Source organism: Sphingobacterium sp. UBA7038, from assembly GCF_002494055.1.
In the GTDB taxonomy this organism is placed as follows: Bacteria; Bacteroidota; Bacteroidia; order Sphingobacteriales; family Sphingobacteriaceae; genus Sphingobacterium; species Sphingobacterium multivorum.
In genome coordinates this window covers 113,416-132,316 of record NZ_DLAV01000008.1, presented here as the reverse complement: position 1 = coordinate 132,316, position 18,901 = coordinate 113,416, and the positions used below count along the sequence as shown (strand labels likewise).

18 protein-coding genes are annotated in these 18,901 nt (G+C 38.7%); 11 read left to right on the top strand and 7 right to left on the bottom strand.

The annotated features are described in order from the left end of the window. Positions 1-24: 24 nt before the first annotated feature. From B3H30_RS03595 to B3H30_RS03575, 5 genes are all read right to left on the bottom strand, one after another. Positions 25-939 carry a substrate-binding domain-containing protein gene (locus tag B3H30_RS03595; protein ID WP_112373778.1) on the bottom strand — a complete coding sequence of 305 codons (915 nt, stop codon included), beginning with the start codon at positions 937-939 and terminating at the stop codon, positions 25-27. Between the two features lie 4 nt (positions 940-943). Then, the gene (locus B3H30_RS03590) at positions 944-1,414 is read right to left on the bottom strand and encodes a DsrE family protein (protein WP_286710146.1); all 471 of its coding nucleotides are present in this window, start codon (positions 1,412-1,414) and stop codon (positions 944-946) included. A gap of 31 nt (positions 1,415-1,445) precedes the next feature. Further along, positions 1,446-2,426 (bottom strand): c-type cytochrome, encoded by a 981-nt coding sequence (locus B3H30_RS03585; protein WP_115047275.1) that lies wholly within the window; start codon positions 2,424-2,426, stop codon positions 1,446-1,448. Between the two features lie 80 nt (positions 2,427-2,506). After that, the gene (locus tag B3H30_RS03580) at positions 2,507-3,409 is read right to left on the bottom strand and encodes a LysR family transcriptional regulator (RefSeq protein WP_070562282.1); all 903 of its coding nucleotides are present in this window, start codon (positions 3,407-3,409) and stop codon (positions 2,507-2,509) included. Between the two features lie 61 nt (positions 3,410-3,470). Continuing rightward, the gene (locus tag B3H30_RS03575) at positions 3,471-4,841 is read right to left on the bottom strand and encodes a dipeptidase (RefSeq protein ID WP_070562285.1); all 1,371 of its coding nucleotides are present in this window, start codon (positions 4,839-4,841) and stop codon (positions 3,471-3,473) included. Positions 4,842-4,948: 107 nt separating this feature from the next. On the opposite strand from B3H30_RS03575, the gene B3H30_RS03570 reads away from it, so the two are divergent. The 7 genes from B3H30_RS03570 (at position 4,949) to B3H30_RS03540 (ending at position 13,651) form a co-directional block, all read left to right on the top strand. Further along, positions 4,949-5,263, top strand: coding sequence for a hypothetical protein (locus tag B3H30_RS03570; RefSeq protein ID WP_139144912.1), 315 nt, complete (start codon positions 4,949-4,951; stop codon positions 5,261-5,263). A 7-nt stretch (positions 5,264-5,270) separates the two neighbouring features. After that, positions 5,271-5,822: an RNA polymerase sigma factor gene (locus B3H30_RS03565; RefSeq protein WP_070562291.1), complete on the top strand. Its 552-nt coding sequence runs from the start codon at positions 5,271-5,273 to the stop codon at positions 5,820-5,822. Continuing rightward, on the top strand, positions 5,815-6,168 hold the full coding sequence (locus B3H30_RS03560) for a hypothetical protein (RefSeq protein WP_070562294.1): 354 nt from the start codon (positions 5,815-5,817) through the stop codon (positions 6,166-6,168). Before B3H30_RS03565 ends, B3H30_RS03560 begins: the two co-directional genes overlap by 8 nt. Before the next feature lie 188 nt (positions 6,169-6,356). Further along, positions 6,357-9,080 carry an outer membrane beta-barrel protein gene (locus B3H30_RS03555; RefSeq protein ID WP_286833306.1) on the top strand — a complete coding sequence of 908 codons (2,724 nt, stop codon included), beginning with the start codon at positions 6,357-6,359 and terminating at the stop codon, positions 9,078-9,080. Positions 9,081-9,098: 18 nt separating this feature from the next. Beyond that, entirely contained in the window at positions 9,099-9,887 is a 789-nt protein-coding gene (locus tag B3H30_RS03550; RefSeq protein ID WP_070562299.1) for a GLPGLI family protein, read from the top strand. A 253-nt stretch (positions 9,888-10,140) separates the two neighbouring features. After that, positions 10,141-12,858 carry an outer membrane beta-barrel protein gene (locus B3H30_RS03545; RefSeq protein WP_286833304.1) on the top strand — a complete coding sequence of 906 codons (2,718 nt, stop codon included), beginning with the start codon at positions 10,141-10,143 and terminating at the stop codon, positions 12,856-12,858. A 1-nt stretch (position 12,859) separates the two neighbouring features. Continuing rightward, complete coding sequence (locus B3H30_RS03540; RefSeq protein ID WP_070562305.1) at positions 12,860-13,651, top strand: GLPGLI family protein; 792 nt, start codon at positions 12,860-12,862, stop codon at positions 13,649-13,651. A 61-nt stretch (positions 13,652-13,712) separates the two neighbouring features. On the opposite strand, the gene B3H30_RS03535 is transcribed toward B3H30_RS03540, so the two are convergent. Both B3H30_RS03535 and B3H30_RS03530 read right to left on the bottom strand, forming a co-directional pair. After that, entirely contained in the window at positions 13,713-13,892 is a 180-nt protein-coding gene (locus B3H30_RS03535) for a histone H1 (protein ID WP_070562307.1), read from the bottom strand. 118 nt (positions 13,893-14,010) lie between these two features. Beyond that, positions 14,011-16,149, bottom strand: a complete 2,139-nt coding sequence (locus B3H30_RS03530; RefSeq protein WP_286833301.1) for a S46 family peptidase — start codon at positions 16,147-16,149, stop codon at positions 14,011-14,013. A 176-nt stretch (positions 16,150-16,325) separates the two neighbouring features. Between B3H30_RS03530 and B3H30_RS03525 the strand changes: the two genes are divergently transcribed. The 4 genes from B3H30_RS03525 (at position 16,326) to B3H30_RS03510 (ending at position 18,838) form a co-directional block, all read left to right on the top strand. Next, on the top strand, positions 16,326-17,696 hold the full coding sequence (locus tag B3H30_RS03525) for a DEAD/DEAH box helicase (RefSeq protein ID WP_286833300.1): 1,371 nt from the start codon (positions 16,326-16,328) through the stop codon (positions 17,694-17,696). Between the two features lie 6 nt (positions 17,697-17,702). Next, on the top strand, positions 17,703-17,948 hold the full coding sequence (locus tag B3H30_RS03520) for a hypothetical protein (protein WP_286710152.1): 246 nt from the start codon (positions 17,703-17,705) through the stop codon (positions 17,946-17,948). Positions 17,949-18,052: 104 nt separating this feature from the next. Next, positions 18,053-18,403, top strand: a complete 351-nt coding sequence (gldC, locus tag B3H30_RS03515) for a gliding motility protein GldC (protein ID WP_046674054.1) — start codon at positions 18,053-18,055, stop codon at positions 18,401-18,403. Positions 18,404-18,430: 27 nt separating this feature from the next. Then, the gene (locus B3H30_RS03510; protein WP_112373768.1) at positions 18,431-18,838 is read left to right on the top strand and encodes an EVE domain-containing protein; all 408 of its coding nucleotides are present in this window, start codon (positions 18,431-18,433) and stop codon (positions 18,836-18,838) included. The last annotated feature ends 63 nt before the right edge of the window (positions 18,839-18,901 follow it).

The window sequence follows — 18,901 nt, the reverse complement described above, 5'->3', positions numbered from 1 at the left end:
ATAATTAATTATCCATTTTCTTTTTTAGTCTACTGTAAAACCATACTTCTTGTAAATACGCTTGGCTGTTGGCGAGTCCATGAATTTTAAAAAGTCATCTGCAGCCTGCGTATGCGGTGCGTTTTTCAATTTTGCAGCAACGTAAGTTGCGGTTGTATTTTGCGCATCAGGAATGGTAATCCCTTCGACAGGATGGCCAATTAGTTTTTGATAAACGACTTCAGAAGCCCAAACTGGAGCCGCATCAGCCTGTCCATACAATACACGCATGGGGCTTTCGCGATGGTGGATCTTAGTCAGATAAGTGCTGCCGTCGTTGACCTTATCTTCCATGATTTTTTTGACGAGTTGTTCGCCCCCGGCTTTTCTATAGGATGCTTTGATCTGCTCCCCAATTCCTTCCCATTGGGGATTAGGCATGCTGATACGAACTTTGTCATTCCCTAGATCATTCAATGTGCTGATATTAGCGGGATTTCCTTTTGGAACCATCAAACAGATATTGTTATAGCAATACACCTGCGTATGGCTAAAATAATCTGCCATTTCGTTGATCGCCCGTTTACTCGCCGTGTAAATATCGGGTTTATGCGTAATGCGTAGATTGCCTATCGTAATTGAACCGCCTTTAATCTGCTTGGCTAAAATGCCTGGTGGCAGTGTTTCAACAAAAATACGTTCGTATTGTGGGTATTCTTGTTTGAATGATGCGAGTAGATCATCGACGACCATAAATTGATTGCCAGCGAAAAAAACGGTAAGCTGCGGATTCTCGATATCACCATACAAATCTGGAATATTGTCTATCCCGGGCACCGTAAAATTTAGCGCCGATTCTGGTGGAGTATTCCAGGGCGGATCAAAACGATGTTCTTGTGCCTTAATTTCCTGGACACCCAATAATGCTATTGTTAGACCAAGCAGTAGAAAATTTCTCATTATACTATGGTTTAACGATAACCCAACCTTCATTTGCACGTAAGATTAATTCACCATTTCCGCTAGGAACATAACCTATAAAATCAAATAGCTCTTCTTTGGCAATATGTTTCTCTTCCAATGTATTCAGGCATTGCGCTACGATAATGCCTTTCTCGACGAGATCTTTCAAGGGTTTCTCGTATTGGCTGTTCTTTTTTAGGTAGGCTTCGGTACCGCCAGAAAATGCAACCAGTTCAATTTGTAAACGTCCTTTTAATCGCGGGTCCTTCAAGACATTGTTAATATTGCGAATTGCTTTTTCAATTGTTTTTGGATCATTGCTGTCCAGTTGATAGATAGCTTTATACGCTTTTTTCTTCGCAACGGCACCGCTGTATTGATGGTTATCGAGCAACAATTTATTGTCCTGTGCTTTCGCTTGAATAGTCATTATCGCTAATAAAATACAAGCGATTGTAAATTGTTTTTTCATATTTATTATTGATTTAAAGGGATATGTATGTTTAAAAATTAAAAGGTCCGAGTTTATGTTGTTCTATACTAATGTTATCGGCATAAGGTGGATAGGGGCTATCTTTGGGCTTTTTGCTTAGATTAGGATAGTCCAATTGCTTATCTGTTTTTTGAGGTCTATCGAAAGAATTGATATACGCCGCCACATCATAGGCTTCGTCGTCTTTCAACTGAGGTGCATCATAAGTTGCGCCTAAAGGCATATTCGCTTTGATAAAACGGGCCGCGGTAAGCAATCGTGCCATCCCCGCGCCATCATTGTAGCTGTCTTTACCCCATAAGGGTGGATATTGATATCCTTTGCCAGCTGTTTGAGGCAGCCCCTGTCCATCTCGTCCATGACAACTGGCACATTTGTTCTCAAAGACCACTTGACCATGTTTCAGGTCCGCCGCACGGTTGGGAATATCCATTTTTATAAATCCTTGGCCTGCCAACCGACCTTTATTAACTGTATTCACGCTGATGTTCTTGATATAGGTGACAATAGCCCTCATTTCCTTGCTGTTTTCGGGAATAGCTCGACCATTCATACTCCGCTCAAAACAACCATTGATGCGCTCTTCAAGTGATTCAATCTTATTTTCTCGTCCAATATAGGTTGGAAAAACATTGGTGAGCCCGACGTAAGGAGCAGCAAAAGCCTTTGTGCCGCCATTAAGATGGCAGCTGCTACAGGCCAGCCTGTTTCCAATCTTGACTTCACCATCATAAAAATAATCGTATGTGTTTTTAATTAGCTTTTCACCATAACTGGCCATTTCACCTTCGGGGCTATCTTTGAAGGAGATTTCCTTAAATTGGGAAACGTGTGTAATAAGGGAGTCGTTGTGTATATCAATAGCATCTGCTTGGTTTTTCCGATTCTCATGTTTGAGTGGAAACACACATAAAGTTGTACAAGTAATGACCAATGCGACGATGATCCAGCTGAGTGCCTTTAAGTAATTTGTAAGTTTTTTATAATCCATTCCGCTAATTCATTTGTACAAATCTATGCGGCTCCAACCTGGAATTAAAACGAAGTTTGTTTATGAGACATAACATTTGGTTATAACTTGAAGTTTTGCCGTAGACAGAATTGCAGAAACTGGTTGGGCGTACCGGCAAGTCCTCCATATAAATGGGTAAAATAGAAGTAACGTTCTATTGTCAATTGTGGAATATCGACAATGGTCAATAAATTATTTAACACTTCTTTTTGCACCGTATGAATTGACAAAAAAGCAAAGCTGTTGCGACGGGCAAGGTAGCCTTTGATACTCTCTGTTGAAGGTAAGATCATTTCTATCTGTACTTCGGATAGATTGATGCGGTTATCTTTTAGTGCGTTCTCAATAATTGTTCGTGTACCCGAGCCCTGCTCGCGTAGTACCAAAGGTAAGCGTGTGATATCGGATAATACTGGATTTTTTAATTGATCTAATAGTGGGTTTTGGCTATTTGTGACAAGAACCAGTTCATCCTTCATAAAAGGAATGTATTTCAGGGCCCGGTTGTCGGTAGACCCCTCCGTGATACCTAAATCCAATGTTTTATCAATAAGCTGTTCCTCAATACTGCGGCTATTGGATTGAAAAGACTGAATACGGTTGTTGGGGTATTGGGATAGAAAATCAGCAAGTAGAGCGGGTAAAACATATTGGGAGATGGTTGTGCTGGCTCCCAACACCAGATTTCCTTTTCGTCCTTCTTGCAATTCCTGTATTTCTTGGCCCGCCTGATTGTATAGATTGATAATCTGTTGGGCATATTTATAAAGAATTTGACCTGAATCGGTTAAATTAAGATTGTTACCCTTTCTTTCGAAGAGTGGTACGCCAAGTTTCTTTTCTAGTTCTTGGATGTTTTTGCTTACTGCTGGTTGCGAGATAAAAAGGGCAGCGGCCGTTTTGGTGAAGTTAAGGTGCTGAGCAGCAGTGTAAAATACAATTAAGCGGAAGTCAAAATCCATAAAACGATAAAGGGTTATTTCTAAAATTTAAAAATAACCCTTTATCTAATGAAAAACTAAATTATTTGCTTAGTTCCGCGTAATATTTATGAAATAAAGGTATTGTTGAAATTCCCATTAGGTAATTCTCAATACCATATTTTTCATTTGGCGAGTGCAGGTTGTCACTATCCAAACCGAAGCCTAGAAGTACTGTTTTTAAACCCAATACTTCCTCAAAAAGAGCAACGATTGGAATAGATCCGCCACCCCGAGTTGGGATCGGTTGAACACCAAATGTTTCATGTAGCGCTCTCTCTGCAGCTTTGTAAGCAATGCTGTCGGTCGGTGTCACGACAGGCTCACCACCATGATGGGGCTTTACTTCAACTTTCACATAATCTGGTGCAATAGATTCAAAATGTTTTTTGAAAAGCTCCGTAATACGGTGAGAGTTTTGGTTTGGTACAAGACGCATGGAGATTTTCGCATTCGCTTTTGATGGAAGTACTGTTTTGGCGCCTTCACCGATATAACCACCCCAGATACCATTTACCTCCAAGGTTGGTCGAATACCGGTGCGTTCTAATGTTGTGAAACCTTTTTCTCCCCAGATATTTTGGATACCCAGGTCTGTTTTGTATTCTTCAACGTCAAAAGGTGCTTCATTTAATGCTTTGCGTTCTTCGGCAGTCAATTCGACAACATCATCATAAAATCCAGGGATAGCGATATGATTGTTTTCGTCATGTAATGATGCAATCAGTTTTGCTAATATCGTCGCCGGATTGGCTACTGCTCCACCATATACGCCGGAGTGTAAATCTCTATTAGGCCCCGTAACTTCAACTTCAACATAAGAAAGGCCGCGTAAGCCAGTTTCTAAAGAAGGTTGCTCCATGCTGATCATCGAGGTATCAGAAATAACGATAACATCTGCTTTCAGTCTCTCTGTATTTTCTTTAACAAACGTGCCCAAATTGACTGAGCCTACTTCCTCTTCACCCTCAATCATAAATTTGATGTTACATGCTAAAGCATCATTTTTAATCATGTATTCGAAGGCTTTTACATGCATATAAAACTGACCTTTATCATCGGCAGAACCACGTGCATAAATTTTGCCATCACGGACCGTCGGTTCGAAAGGAGGGGTATCCCACAGCTCGTAAGGATCAGCAGGTTGTACATCGTAGTGACCATATGTCAACACTGTAGGAAGTGCCGGATCGATAATTTTTTCTCCATAAACGATTGGATTACCAGCGGTAGGACAGACTTCTACATTGTCGGCTCCGGCTTCACGCAATTTCTGAGCAACAAAGTCAGCAGTCTTTTCCACATCTCCTTTAAATTTAGGATCGGCACTTACTGATGGTAAACGCAATAAATCAAACAACTCATCTAAAAAACGTTGCTTGTTTGCTTCTACATATTCTTTAATGTTTTGCATATTGTTTGTGTTTGAAACAAATTTACACAAATCGAGACATTTAACTCAATTTGTTGTAACCTTTTCGGGAATAGCCGTGACTAATGTAAAAACTAATTCAAATAATTATGGAAAAGCAATCAGTAGCAGCCGTTTTGGGCGTTGGATTATTTACGTGTATTACCTTGTGTGTTTATTTTATTATGCGTTATCGAAGTGCCACAGTACACCTACCTAGCGAAAGTAGGAAAAAGGAGTCTTTGGATTGGCAAAAACCCGGAATTTTGGTCCTTGGTATCGGAGTAGGCCTGTTCATTGTCGGGATTTTGGATAACTATATCAATACAGACTTGCCAGATTCACTTGCCGTAGCAATTTTGATTATTTCTGCAGGAGTTGCGATGATAATTGCTAACCGATTGGATAAAAAACGCGATATTTAACCCGCCAATGGATGAAATCTATATTCGAAAAGTTCTGTCAGGTGATGTGGAGTCTTATCGTTATTTTATAAAAACGTATAAGGATATGGCATTTTCTGTCGCTCTTTCTATTGTGAAGGAAGAGCATTTGGCAGAAGATGCCGTTCAGGATGCATTTATAAAATGCTATCAATCGCTGTCTTCCTTTAAAGGGAAATCTAAATTTAGTACCTGGTTTTACCGGATTGTGGTGCATGTGGCTTTTAATGCCGTTCGACATAAGAAACTGGACCTGGTCAATTTTGATCTTTCCCACCATGACACATCGCATGAGGATTCTGTATTGGATGAAATAATCGCGCATGAAAGAAAAGAAATGATCAACGATGCACTCACTATCCTGCCCGCCCGGGAGTCTGTTGCATTACGTTTATTTTATTTAGAAGAACAGTCTATGGATGAAATTCAGGAAATTATGGGCTGGACATTGGCAAATACAAAAGTGATCTTACACCGGGCCCGTAAAAATATGCAGATCATCTTGAGTCAGTTAATTAAAAAAGCAGAGTATTATGGATAAGCAGCAGGAAAAATTCAGAAGGGTTATGCAAATGAGCAAAATAGAAATGCCATTCGACGATTTTGAACAACGGATCATGGGCAGCATCTTAGCGCTTGAGAAAGATAAAGAAAAAGCCCTGTCAAATAAAAAGTATGCGATTACATTTTTTCTCCTTGGGACTGTTTGCGGAATCCTGTTAAATAATTATCTGATGGCCAAAATTGAAGTTGCAGATATAACCACGGATCTTAAAAATTATAGTGCGATAGCTTGTCAAATATCTTTTGCCCTATTGATATGCTTCTTTTGTCTGCAGTTGTGGCGGTTGATCAATATGCAACAGAAAAAACATTATCAAGTCTAGCAAAAAATCTTTTTTTGAGTAAAGGTATAGGACCTGAGTTTTTGTACAAAGGACTTCCTATTTCGTTCAAATAGCGGGGGCGTGGGCCAAAATTAGTTTTTTTAGAAATAAAATTAAATTTACTGTAACAAAACATTGGTTTTATCTACTAATGTTATATTGATATTAATTTACTATCCAACAATTTTATGAAAAGAGTTTTACAAATGCTCTTATTTTTCATTTTTGCTATTCCTGGTCTGGCTTTGGGTCAATCCAAGATTGCTGGAAAAATAAGTGATGTAAAGGACCAACTAAAGTTATCAGACGCAACAGTTATGCTATTGACTGCTAAAGATTCTATATTAACAGGCTTTACCCGGTCTGATGAAAATGGTCTATTTTCCTTAGCCAAGCCCGATACAGGATCTTATGTGCTTATTGTGAGTTACCCCAAGTATGGTGATTTTTATACGGAGATCCAATCCGGTGTGGATTATTCCAAATTGGCTATTGGTCTAACAAACACAGCTACATTATTACAAGAAGTCATCGTTACGGGCCGTATCCCAATCACCATTAAAGGTGATACCACTGAATATGACGCCGGCAGTTTTAAAGTTGAGAAGAATGCCAAAGTTGAAGACCTGTTGAAAGCTTTGCCCGGCATCACGGTTGATGCATCTGGAAAGATTACTGCACAAGGTAAAACAGTCAAAAAAGTATTGGTAGACGGCGAGGAATTTTTTGGCGATGATCCGACGCTGGTAACGCGCAACATCCGATCGGATATGGTGGATAAAGTTCAGGTTTACGAGAAAAAATCCGAGCAGGCAGAGCGAACAGGAGTGGATGATGGTCAGCGTGAGCAAACTATCAATGTAAAGCTAAAAGAAGGCTCTAAAAATGGCATGTTCGGAAAAGCGCTTCTTGGTGGTGGAACCGACGACTACTATATGGGGCAATTGATGTTGAACAAGTTTAAGGGTTCGCAAAAAATATCAGTTTATGGGCTTTTCGGTAATAATGGTACCACGAGCATGAACTGGCAGGATGCCCAAAAGTATGGTGGTGATTCAGGTGTATCCTATGGTGATGACGGATCGATGAGCTGGTCTAATTTTACGGATCCTTTTTCTGGACAAGGAGTTATTGGTGTACCTAAAGCCATAAATTCGGGCGTTAACTTCTCGGATAAATTTGATAAAGATAAACATACAGTCAACATTAACTATAAATACGGAAGATTGAGGAGTGATGGAAATGATGAGACGATTACAACAGGTTTGATCAATAACAAATCGGTGAAGAATATAGATTCCGAAAATGACCAGCATCGTGCGAATCTGAAATATGACCTGAAATTAGATTCGTTAAATCTCCTAACCATACGAGGTGGAGCATCAAGAAAGAATCTTTGGTCAGATAACAAACGTGAAGCTTATCAGTTTGGCCAAAACGCAGACACAACCATTGCCGAGAATACAAGGGAATTGGTGAAAAATAATATCAACGAGTTCAACTTGAGTACCTATTTTACCCATAAATTCAAGAAAAAGGGACGTTCTTTTACATTTGATGGTCAATGGAAAAGAAATGAAATGAAAGGTACTGGGCATTTAAATTCTGACCTGAGAAATTATAGCTTAAAAACAGATTCAACTACAGATCAAAGTAAGGTACGTAACAATACAAGTGATGTGCTAAGCGCTTCAATTTCCTATACCGAACCTTTGTCCAAAATTTGGAACCTTGTTGTGGGAACTGGAATTGAGCAAAGTAATAGTAGTTCCATCGTGGAGTCTTTCAATAAGGATGGAGAGGGAAATTACACGCAATTGGATCGTCGTTTCAGTAATAACTATGATTTTGATAGAAGCAGCAATAGGTACAAATTGGCTATAGTCCATACAACTGAAAAATTTAAGTTCACGGTGGCTAATAATTTCAATAATGACAAATTGAAACAGTTCAATAACTATACAAGCGAGGGGATTACAAGAAGTTACTTTACTTACAATCCAAATGTAAGTGCAGGCTATTCCTTTACAAAAACTAAGGGGTTATGGATGAATTATACCGGTAAAAATCAATTGCCTTCTTTGAGCCAGATCCAACCGATATTAGACAACTCAGACCAGATTAATCGCTATTTGGGAAATGAAAACCTAAAACCTTCTTTTAGAAATTCATTGAATCTGAATTATAATTCGTTCCGTGTGTTGACCGGGAATTACGTGTATGTCGGCGGTAATATTTCTACCGAAAGAAACCCGATAACACAAAATATTGATACATTGAACGGGATCAATACATATACTTGGAATAACGTTGAGGGTAAGACCAATACTTCCCTGAACGTATGGTCTGGAGTTTATTTCAAGTTGAGCAAAAAACTTGGCCTGTCCAACTCGCCACAGTTTTATGTGAATATGAGTGATAATTATAATATGTTCAATCACCAATTGAATAAAGTAAATACGACGAACTTTAATTTTACGTATAATTTTAAAAGAGATACCAAGACAGGTTTAAATTTTGACCTGAACTTTAGTCCACAATATCGTTTGATGAAATCAAGTTTGGAACGCAATACCAATAGCAATGGTTTCGTATTCGCGTCCAACGGAAGTGTGGAGTATTTCTTCAACAAAACATTTAAGGTTTACACGAATTATACCTACTCCTACGAGGCAGCGACCAAAGCTTTTGATGAGAAGTTTGAGCAGTTTTTGTTGCATCCGGGTGTAAGCAAGAAATTCTTGAAAAATGAATCGTTGGTGTTGGATTTTATGATCAATGATGTTCTTAACCAAAACAAGGGCTTTAGTCGTTCGGCATCGACTTCTGTCTTTACGCAACGTCGATATGATACGATACGCAGATATTATATGCTTAAACTATCATGGGATTTTACAAAAATGTTTTTATAAAATATTAAGCGAAATACAATGTTAAAATATATCTTTTTTCTCTTCTTCTGTTGTTCAGCCTTTGGTCTTAAAGCACAGTATACGTTGTTTGGTCGATCGGGAACTATTTCCTACGATAAGACGATGTATATGAAGAATATCGTAAGTAAAAAATTCATCGCTAAAGCCGATGATAACTCAAAACAATTTTTTGAGCGTATAATACCGAGATTACCAGAAAGTGCCGTGTTAAAGAAGTCTATGAAATTTAATACCACGGAGACTTTGTTTGAGTCGGTAAAAGACGAGAGCCTGGATGCGGAGATTAAGCAGTATATTATGATGCTTGCGCTAGACTTTGATGCATCCACACTTTCAAATATGTCCAACCGATCTTTTTTGAGATACAATGATATTGTAGGTGAAAAAATTATTGTTCAGGATTCCATGAAGCGTATCAAATGGAAAATCACCGATGAATACCGTGAGATCGCTGGGTACAATTGCAGGAGAGCCAATGGTATTACACCGGATTCCATTTATGTCATTGGATATTACTGCAATGAAATTCCGATCAGTGGTGGCCCAGAGTCCATCAATGGTCTCCCCGGAATGATTTTAGGCTTGGTGGTACCTAGTCAGCACGTTTCCTATTTTGCAACAAAAGTTGAACTCAGCAACACCGTAGTGATGGACAAAAAGAAATTCGAGAATACCAAAGTCAAACGAATGACAAGAAAGGCCATGACAGATCAGATTACAAGTGTGCTGTCTCAACACATGAATAAAGAAACTGTTCAATTTATTATGGAACTCGGTAATTTATAACAATCACAGTATGCTATTCACATCATATGTTGTGTATTTCTAACTGTTTAGATAAAAAAGCTCTTCAAAAGAAGAGCTTTTTTTATGGCTTTTATTTTGTATTGCATTGTTAGTCAATTGTTTGTTTTATTTTTTAATACCTTTTTATTGCTTGTATTTTTTTGGGGATAAACTGAAATTAACTGAAACAAAATATTAGTTTTGTGCACGAATTTTATTATTTATATAATTATATACTATCCAAAACCGTATTATGAAAAGAGTGGGGCAACTACTTTTACTTCTTTTATTCTGTTTCTGCGGAATAGTTCATGCTCAATCGCGAATTGAAGGAAAAATCAGTGATGTAAAGGATCAGCTTAAGCTGCATAATGCAACCATTATGTTGTTAACTGCCAAAGATTCTATTTTGACCAATTTTACCCGTTCAGATGAACAAGGTAAGTTCTCTCTTGAGCGACCAGATACGGGACAATATTTTATCATTGTAACCTATCCGAAGTATGGTGAATATTACGCGGAGATCTTGCCAGGGCACCATTACAATAACCTATCTATTGGAATGACCAGCAGCGCAACCTTGCTGGAGGAAGTCATTGTAATGGGACGGGTGCCCATTAGTATCAAGGGGGACACAACGGAATATGATGCTGGAAGTTTTAAAGTGGAAAAGAACGCCAAAGTTGAAGATTTGTTGAAAGTCTTACCTGGGATTACCGTCGATGCCTCTGGAAAAATTACTGCCCAAGGAAAAACAGTGAAGAAAATGCTTGTTGACGGGGAAGAGTTCTTTGGTGACGATCCCATTTTAGTAAGCCGGAATATTCGTTCTGATATGGTTGATAAAATTCAGGTTTATGAAAAGAAGTCTGATAAAGCTGAGAAAACAGGAATTGATGACGGTGAACGTACACAGACAATCAACGTGAAACTAAAAGAGGAAGCTAGACGCGGAATATTCGGAAAAGTTGATGTCGGTGGAGGTAGCGATAAATTCTACGCTGGACAGGGCTTTTTGAACTATTTTAATCAATCGTTTAAAGCTTCGGCTTATTTGATTGCAAGCAATACCGGGAAGACCGGTCTCAGCTATGATGAAGTGAATAGTATGGGGGGAGATTACGATGGCGGTGATAATTTTAATGGCGAAGGTATTCCCAAATCCTTGAATACAGGATTTTTATATTCGGATAAAACCGCTAACAAAAAACATGCTTGGCGGATCGACTATAAGCATATCCGATCTGATGTTGATCTGGATCGCAGTGTGTTTACGCGCAATGCGGCACGCGACACGATATTGACTAGCAATAGCAGCACATTGGCGTCAAATGAGAACAGAAAGCATAATATTGGTTTGAAATATGAATTTAAGGTCGATTCCATGTCGGATTTAACGGTCTGGGCAGGTGCAAACAAAAGACATGATAATAGTTCTTCAGAGACACAATCAACTACTGTAAATCAATTTGATCAAAAGATCAACGATAACATGAGGAAGTTTACGAACGATTCTAAGTCAGAACAGTATAATGCCTCAGCACTCTATGTAAGACGTTTTAAAAAGAAAGGCCGTTCGTTATCATTCAACTATTTTACATCAGGTAATAAACAGGATGGTGAGCAAGATTTGTTTTCTAAACTCAAATTTTACAAAGAAGGGAATGCTGAAAGAGATTCGACTCTCGACCAGAAGAAATTTGTGAAAAACAGCTCTTTTTCCACGGGCGGTGAATTCGCTTATTCCGAACCGATTTCAAAAAAGATGATCCTTTCTTTTGAATATGGATTGAATCTCAACAGAAATAACAACGCAGTTAGATCTTTCGATAAAAATCAGCATACCGGTACTTTTGATAGGCTAGATAGTTTGTATAGCAATGATTTCTTATATAAAACGATAAAAAACACCTATAATTTCGCAATTAATTATAAACCCCTGGAAAAGCTAGTGATCAATGTCTCGAATAAGTTCGAAAACAGTAATCTGTCACAGTTAAACCGGATGGAAAATTCGAGACTCTCACGATCTTTTTTTGTCTATAATCCGGTGGCTAATGTTAATTATGAAATACAAAAAAATAAATCGATCAATCTGGAATATCAGGGTACCAATGGTTTGCCTTCTTTGAATCAGATCCAGCCACTCCGGTCGAATTTGGACCCTTTGAATGAATATCTAGGTAATGAAAATTTGAAACCCTCCTACACCAATAATTTGAATCTAAGCTTTAGAACGTATTCCGTGTTGGAAGATAAGTTTATAGGTATATTTTTGAGTGCATCACGTACCAACAATGCTTTGGTGCAAAATACAACGATTGATTCATTGGGCAAGACGACATTTGTCTGGGGAAATTTGAATCATAACAGCAATAATCAAATTAGCATCAGGCCAATGTATTACGGCAAATTATGGAAAAAAATTCAATTGAGACATGGTGGCGGTCCATCGGTATCTTTCAGCAACAATTATAACTATGTCAATACTGTTTTGGCGAATGCCAAAGTGCAGCGTTATGCGATCAATTATAGTCTACAGCGATCGACCACCAAAGGCTTGGACTTTGGTATTGAATTGTCTCCAGGATATCTTATACAAGACAATTCCATCGGTGCAATGGAAGATAGTAAGGGATTTACGTTTTCATCTGAAGGAAACCTAAAGTATTTTCTTCCGGCAAAATTTATTGTGCGGGCAGATTTTAGCTATACGTATCAGGCACCCACGGCGGTGTACAGTAAAAAATTTGAACGATTTGTGCTGAGCCCTGCATTGTCAAAAAAATTCCGAAAAGATGAAAAGCTCGAATTGACCTTTATGGTTAATGACCTCTTCAAACAGAATGTGGGTTTTGACAGAAGTCAAAATGGAACACTACTGACCGAACGCCGATACAATACAATCAGTAGATATTATATGGTTAAGCTCACTTGGGAAATAAATAAAATGCTCGTAAAATCGAAATAAAATGAAAGATATCAAAAATTTACTCGTCCTATTGCTGTTCTTTTTCTGGGGAGCTACAGCTGTTGGACAATATGCTTATTTTCCTACACAAGGAACAATTACGTATGACAAGACTGTGTTTCTTAAAAACCTCCTCAAACGCTATGCAACTTATGCAAAAGACGAGGATACACGAAACTCCATCAAAGAAATGATGGGGCAGATTCCCGAAAATCAGGTGTTGAAAAAGAAACTGACCTTCTCCAATGATGAGGTGCTCTATGAGCATATTGCTGAAGAGTATTCGGACGTTGTTAGTGGCTTGATGCGCTCTGGAATTTTTGAGTCGGGGATAAGTGGCTATCAGAATCTGAAAAGTAAAGCCTTTAATTCTGTCTTTGAGTTAGGTGGGGAAAGGGTTGTCGTGGCGGATTCGACATTGAAGATCAAGTGGAAAATTACGAATGAGTACCGTGAAATTGCAGGTTATCCCTGCCGCAGGGCCAATGGACTTGTATTGGATTCCATCTATGCCGTTGCTTTTTATACGGATCAAATCCCTGTTTCAGGAGGTCCTTCGGCCTTTAATGGATTACCGGGGATGATCCTTGGTTTGGCCGTTCCAGAACTACATTACAATATGTTTGCGACAAAGGTGGAATTGGGCGCTGTAAATCCTTCATCGGCAACATTGTTGAAAAAGAAAGATAAACCCTTGACCAGGCAGCAGGTTTATGATAAACTGAAGTCCTCTTTCGGTGATTACCTGGGTATTAAGATTTATAATTTGGTGATGGCCTGTACATTTCTGTAAAAGCCAACAAAAAAGGCCTTTCATTTGAAAGGCCCTTTTTATGTCTAACTTCGAAAAAAAACTATTTTCCGTCGTTTTTCTTAGCAGTAACTTCGTTACGAAGTTCTTGTGCTAAGGTTTTGATTTCTTGTAATCCTTTACGTACACGTGTACCAGCTGCAGAATTACCATTGTTGAAGAACTTGTCTGCATCAGCTTCGATAGAAGCTACTAACTCTTTTAATTTTACGTAGTTTTCCATTTTTTTATAATTATAATTTTAGTTTTTATGGTTTTTCCTAAACACTCCTTAAATATACAAAAACGAATCAAATAGAAAATAAATTTCGTTTTTTTTTATCGAAAAAGCTTAAAAAAAACTATTCAACAATCTTAAGTTCGTCAATAATGTTAGTTGCACCGGCAAATTTATCGATGATAAATAATACATAACGGATATCAACTGAAATTGTACGTTGTAGCTTATGGTCGAAGATCACATCGCCAGCCATTGCTTCAATGTTACCATCAAAAGCTAGGCCAATTAATTCACCGTTGCCATTTATCACTGGTGAACCTGAGTTTCCGCCTGTTATGTCATTGTCACTTAGGAAGTTTACTGGTAAATGTCCTTTTTTGTCCGCATAGCGGCCATAGTCCTTATTATTGTACAGATCCATCAAACGCTGTGGCAAATCAAACTCCTCGTCGCCCTTTTTGTATTTTGCAATAGTACCTTTTAACGTCGTGTAAAAGTTCTTGTCAGCATCGTTACGCGGGTCTTGTGGTAAGCCTTTGATCGAGCCGTAAGTTAAACGTAAAGTACTGTTCGCATCCGGATAGAATTTACCTTTTGGATTAGAAGCCAATACACCAGCAACATATTTGCGATAAGCACCTTCAAATTTGTCGTCTTGTGCTTTCCAGCTAGGATCTACTTGACGGTATCTGTTAAGTAGGGCCGAAGAAAGTTTATACAATGGATCATTGGCTAAGATTTCAGCGTTAGGGGTAGCCAGATAATTGTTCAAACGTTCCGCTGAAGCGAAGATGCTGTTCTTCACAGATTCTTTGACATACGCCGTAAAATCGCCATTGTTTTTAGCCGACAATTCTGCAATATATGGTGCAATATTTCCTGCTTTTTTAGCGTAAAGATTCAATTCGTCAATCAATACCTGCTCTTCAAGCGGCATATACATTTTTTCATAACCTGCATCGATGGCCGACTTTAAACGAGGAAGAATAGCATTTCTTCTTGCTTCATCTCCAGCAGCATAAACTTCTAAACCGGATCCGATTGTATACGGTAACGCTGCCATTGCGCTAGAACGCAGCATGCCCATTAAATAATTGTCATGTCTAGCTTTCTCGTTTGTCGAAGCATAAAATTCGTTGATTGTTTTGATGACATCACCGTACTCTGCTTTGTTAGCAGCTTTATTTGCCCATTTGTCAAATTTAGCTTCGTCTTTTGCTTTCGCTTCCGCCGTTTTATGTAATGTCAAAGCGTCAATCATTCCTTGACGGTTTTTCCAGTAATTCGCTACTTGAGAGTATTTCGAAGCGTAGTTCAATTTGACTGCCTGGTCTTGGTCCATGAATTTTTTCATGGCATCCATACCTGTTTTAGAAGCTTCTACCCAAGCTGGATAAGCGAATTTAACATTTTGGTTGATGCCACCAGAAGGCATCCAACGATTGGTGCGACCTGGATATCCTAAGATCATTGCAAAATCTCCTTCTTGAACACCTTTTAAGCTGACAGGTAGGAAATGTTTCGGTTTCAAAGGAACATTATCTTGTGCATACTCTGCGGGATTACCATTTTTATCAGCATATACGCGGAAAATCGAGAAATCTCCGGTATGACGGGGCCATTCCCAGTTATCGGTATCACCACCAAATTTACCGATGCTATTTGGAGGCGTGCCCACCAACCGAACGTCATTGTAATCTTGGTATACAAAGTAATAATACTCATTGCCTTGATAGAACGATTTTACTTCAACCACATACTTGCCATTTTCGCTATTTTCCTTTTGGATTTTAGCAGTCTCAGCAGCAATGATCTTTTTACGTTCATCTTCAGACATTTTGTTGTTGACCAAACCTAAGATTCGTTTTGAAACATCATCCATACGCACAAAAAAGCGAACCGATAGAGACTTAGGTTTTAACTCTTCATTTTTGGATTTGGCCCAAAAACCATTTGTTAAATGATCATTTTCTGGTGTAGAAAGTTCTGCAATAGCACCATATCCACAGTGATGGTTGGTGAATACCAATCCTTGATCAGAAACGATCTCAGCGGTACAGCCACCATTGAATTGTACGATTGCATCCTTTAAGCTCGAGTGGTTAATGCTGTAGATTTCTTCGGCACTTAAGCGAAGTCCTTTTTTCTGCATATCTGACTCATTCAGACGCTTTAGATACATTAAAAACCACATTCCCTCATCGGCAAATGCAGCAAAGCTTGTTGTGATGAACAACAAACACATCCATAATTTTTTCATATCAACCTGATAAAAAGTTTGTTTATACAGTACAAAAATGCTTTAATTCTCTTAAAAACCAAAATATTAGACTTTATAATATGCTTTTTGCCAATTTTTATGTCAATTGAAAGTAAATGTGTACCGTATTGGTTGTCAAGGAAAGTCAAATGGACTCTTTTCCTTATCTTTGCAAGATGCAGCAATCATTTGAAAATTTTAAATTCAATAAACAGATCTTAAATGCGATAGCGGAGGCGGGGTATCAACAACCGACAGAGATCCAGGAAAAGGCAATTACGCCAATATTGGCCGGGCAGGATGTGATGGGTATCGCTCAGACTGGAACTGGAAAAACGGCGGCGTTCGTTTTGCCCATGCTGATGAAGCTAAAGTATGCTCAGGGAAATGATGCGCGTGGGTTGATTTTGACACCAACGAGGGAATTGGCCATGCAAATCGAAGAAAATATTAAACTGTTTTCTACTTATCTTGATTTGCGTTCAGTGGTACTTTATGGTGGATTAGGGCCAAAAACTCAAATAGAAGCACTCGAAAAAGGAGTGGATATTATCGTTGCAACTCCGGGTCGATTTTTGGACCTGTACCTGGAAGGACATATTGGCGTTAAGTCACTTAAATTTTTGGTCTTAGATGAGGCCGATAAGATGATGGATATGGGCTTTATCAGTAAGATCCATCGCGTGCTTGAAATTGTACCACGCAAACGGCAGAACTTACTGTTCTCAGCAACAATGAGTGAGCTTGTCCGCAAAATTGCAGGCGATTTCTTAGCATTTCCGACGGTTATTGAAGTGTCCGAACAAGCTACACCAGCGAAGACGGTAAGCCAGGCGCTCTATATCGTTCCCAACCAAAAGACAAAATTGAATTTACTTCAACATCTCCTAAAAGATGATGAAGCGTTTAGCCGATTGATTGTTTTCTGTAAAACAAAGCAGGTAGCAGATAATGTTTTCCACTTTTTGGAACGTAAATACGGTAAAGATGAGGTTCGTGTTATTCATGCCAATAAAGGTCAGAATACACGTATCAACTCCATCAATGCGTTTAAGGAAGGGAATATTCGTATTTTGGTCGCAACGGATGTGGCGGCGCGAGGGCTTGACGTTTCTAATGTAAGCCATGTGATCAACTTTGAAGTACCTATTGTTATAGAAGATTATGTGCATCGTATTGGACGTACCGGGCGAGCTTTCAATGAGGGGGATGCTATCACGTTCTGTAATGATGCCGAGAAATATTATGTTCGCAAAATCGAAAAATTGATCAAGCAAAGTATTCCTGTCTACGCACTACCAGAGGATGTTTTTATAGAGAAAACACCCTTTCATGAAAAACAGGATATTGCACGAGAGATTGATAATCAAAAGCGGAAAGATGATCCAGATTTCCAAGGTGCTTTTCACGAGAAAAAATACGTTATCAAACAGAAAGAAGTGCGCGAGGCACAACGAGCTTCGGGATTTAAACCAAGAGCAAAAAGTAAAAATAAATCTGCAGGTGGAAAATCGGGGGGAGCAAATCGTAATTTTAAAAAACGTTAATTTATTGTGCGCTTTACACCACTAAATATCGCTAGTGCATGCCTTGTTGCCTGGTTTGTTATGGAAAACCCCAATGATGAAAAGGCCTTATTTACATGGGGTGCATTTATCCTATTGTTGTTGATATTGACCGTCATTGATATTGTATTTAGGGTCTTTGTAAAGCCAAATAAAAAAATGTGGTTATTACAATTGGCATTTTTGATAGTCGTTTGTGTCACCAGTTTAATTGTCAAAGTAACCTTTGGGTAAGAAGTAAAATTAAAAATAAAGACGAGTTAGGTTGTGAATCGATGACAAATATAGTCTCTGTTTCAAAAAACATAGCTCAATATAAATAGCTCAATAATATTAAAATGAAAAAAGCTGAAATAAAATTACAGGTAGCGTTAGATGAAAACAACGTGCCTGAAAATATCATGTGGTCGTCTACAGATGGAAATAATGCAGAGGAATTACCTGCAAAAGCCATGTTTTTAGCCCTATGGGATTCACATTATAAAAATTCAATGCGTATCGATCTTTGGACTAAAGATATGCCTTACGATGAGATGAAACGTTTTTTCTATGAAACACTTCAAACATTGGGCGACTCCTTTATCCGTTCTTCAGGCGGTGATCCAATGGCAGAAAAGGTTATTGGCGACTTGCGTGATTACTGTGCGCATTTTGCAGATAAAATGGAAGTTTTAATGCCACAACAATAGTTTTAAACGCTTAACAGAAATTTGACCATGCAATACTTCTTAGTAAAATCTGAACCATTTAAATATAGCTGGGAACAATTTAATAAAGATGGCCGTACATTTTGGGATGGTGTTCGTAATTACCAAGCTAGGAATAATATCAAAGCTATGAAAGAAGGTGATTTGGTCCTGTTCTACCATAGCAATGAAGGAAAAGAAGTTGTCGGCGTGGCCAAAGTCGTCAAGGAATTTTATCAGGATCCGACAACAGATGACGAGCGTTGGGTCGTTGTGGATCTGGCACCTGTAGAGACGCTGAAGAAATCCGTTACGTTGGAAACCATTAAGGCTGATGCGCAGTTGCAGGATATCGCTTTGGTCAGACAGGGGCGTCTGTCTGTGATGCCTTTGAAGCCGGAGGAGTTTGATCGGATTTTAGCGCTCGGTAACGAGTAAACTACCGCAAATAAATAAACCCAGTGTATGGGGATATAACAAAAAAGGGAAAACAAGCTGTTT

What these genes read in the sequence shown, in the direction of transcription:
- B3H30_RS03595 (WP_112373778.1), bottom strand. Translation starts at nt 939, where the DNA reads ATGAGAAATTTTCTACTGCTTGGTCTAACAATAGCATTATTGGGTGTC.
- B3H30_RS03590 (WP_286710146.1), bottom strand. Translation starts at nt 1,414, where the DNA reads ATGAAAAAACAATTTACAATCGCTTGTATTTTATTAGCGATAATGACT.
- B3H30_RS03585 (WP_115047275.1), bottom strand. Translation starts at nt 2,426, where the DNA reads ATGGATTATAAAAAACTTACAAATTACTTAAAGGCACTCAGCTGGATC.
- B3H30_RS03580 (WP_070562282.1), bottom strand. Translation starts at nt 3,409, where the DNA reads ATGGATTTTGACTTCCGCTTAATTGTATTTTACACTGCTGCTCAGCAC.
- B3H30_RS03575 (WP_070562285.1), bottom strand. Translation starts at nt 4,841, where the DNA reads ATGCAAAACATTAAAGAATATGTAGAAGCAAACAAGCAACGTTTTTTA.
- B3H30_RS03570 (WP_139144912.1), top strand. Translation starts at nt 4,949, where the DNA reads ATGGAAAAGCAATCAGTAGCAGCCGTTTTGGGCGTTGGATTATTTACG.
- B3H30_RS03565 (WP_070562291.1), top strand. Translation starts at nt 5,271, where the DNA reads ATGGATGAAATCTATATTCGAAAAGTTCTGTCAGGTGATGTGGAGTCT.
- B3H30_RS03560 (WP_070562294.1), top strand. Translation starts at nt 5,815, where the DNA reads ATGGATAAGCAGCAGGAAAAATTCAGAAGGGTTATGCAAATGAGCAAA.
- B3H30_RS03555 (WP_286833306.1), top strand. Translation starts at nt 6,357, where the DNA reads ATGAAAAGAGTTTTACAAATGCTCTTATTTTTCATTTTTGCTATTCCT.
- B3H30_RS03550 (WP_070562299.1), top strand. Translation starts at nt 9,099, where the DNA reads ATGTTAAAATATATCTTTTTTCTCTTCTTCTGTTGTTCAGCCTTTGGT.
- B3H30_RS03545 (WP_286833304.1), top strand. Translation starts at nt 10,141, where the DNA reads ATGAAAAGAGTGGGGCAACTACTTTTACTTCTTTTATTCTGTTTCTGC.
- B3H30_RS03540 (WP_070562305.1), top strand. Translation starts at nt 12,860, where the DNA reads ATGAAAGATATCAAAAATTTACTCGTCCTATTGCTGTTCTTTTTCTGG.
- B3H30_RS03535 (WP_070562307.1), bottom strand. Translation starts at nt 13,892, where the DNA reads ATGGAAAACTACGTAAAATTAAAAGAGTTAGTAGCTTCTATCGAAGCT.
- B3H30_RS03530 (WP_286833301.1), bottom strand. Translation starts at nt 16,149, where the DNA reads ATGAAAAAATTATGGATGTGTTTGTTGTTCATCACAACAAGCTTTGCT.
- B3H30_RS03525 (WP_286833300.1), top strand. Translation starts at nt 16,326, where the DNA reads ATGCAGCAATCATTTGAAAATTTTAAATTCAATAAACAGATCTTAAAT.
- gldC (WP_046674054.1), top strand. Translation starts at nt 18,053, where the DNA reads ATGAAAAAAGCTGAAATAAAATTACAGGTAGCGTTAGATGAAAACAAC.
- B3H30_RS03510 (WP_112373768.1), top strand. Translation starts at nt 18,431, where the DNA reads ATGCAATACTTCTTAGTAAAATCTGAACCATTTAAATATAGCTGGGAA.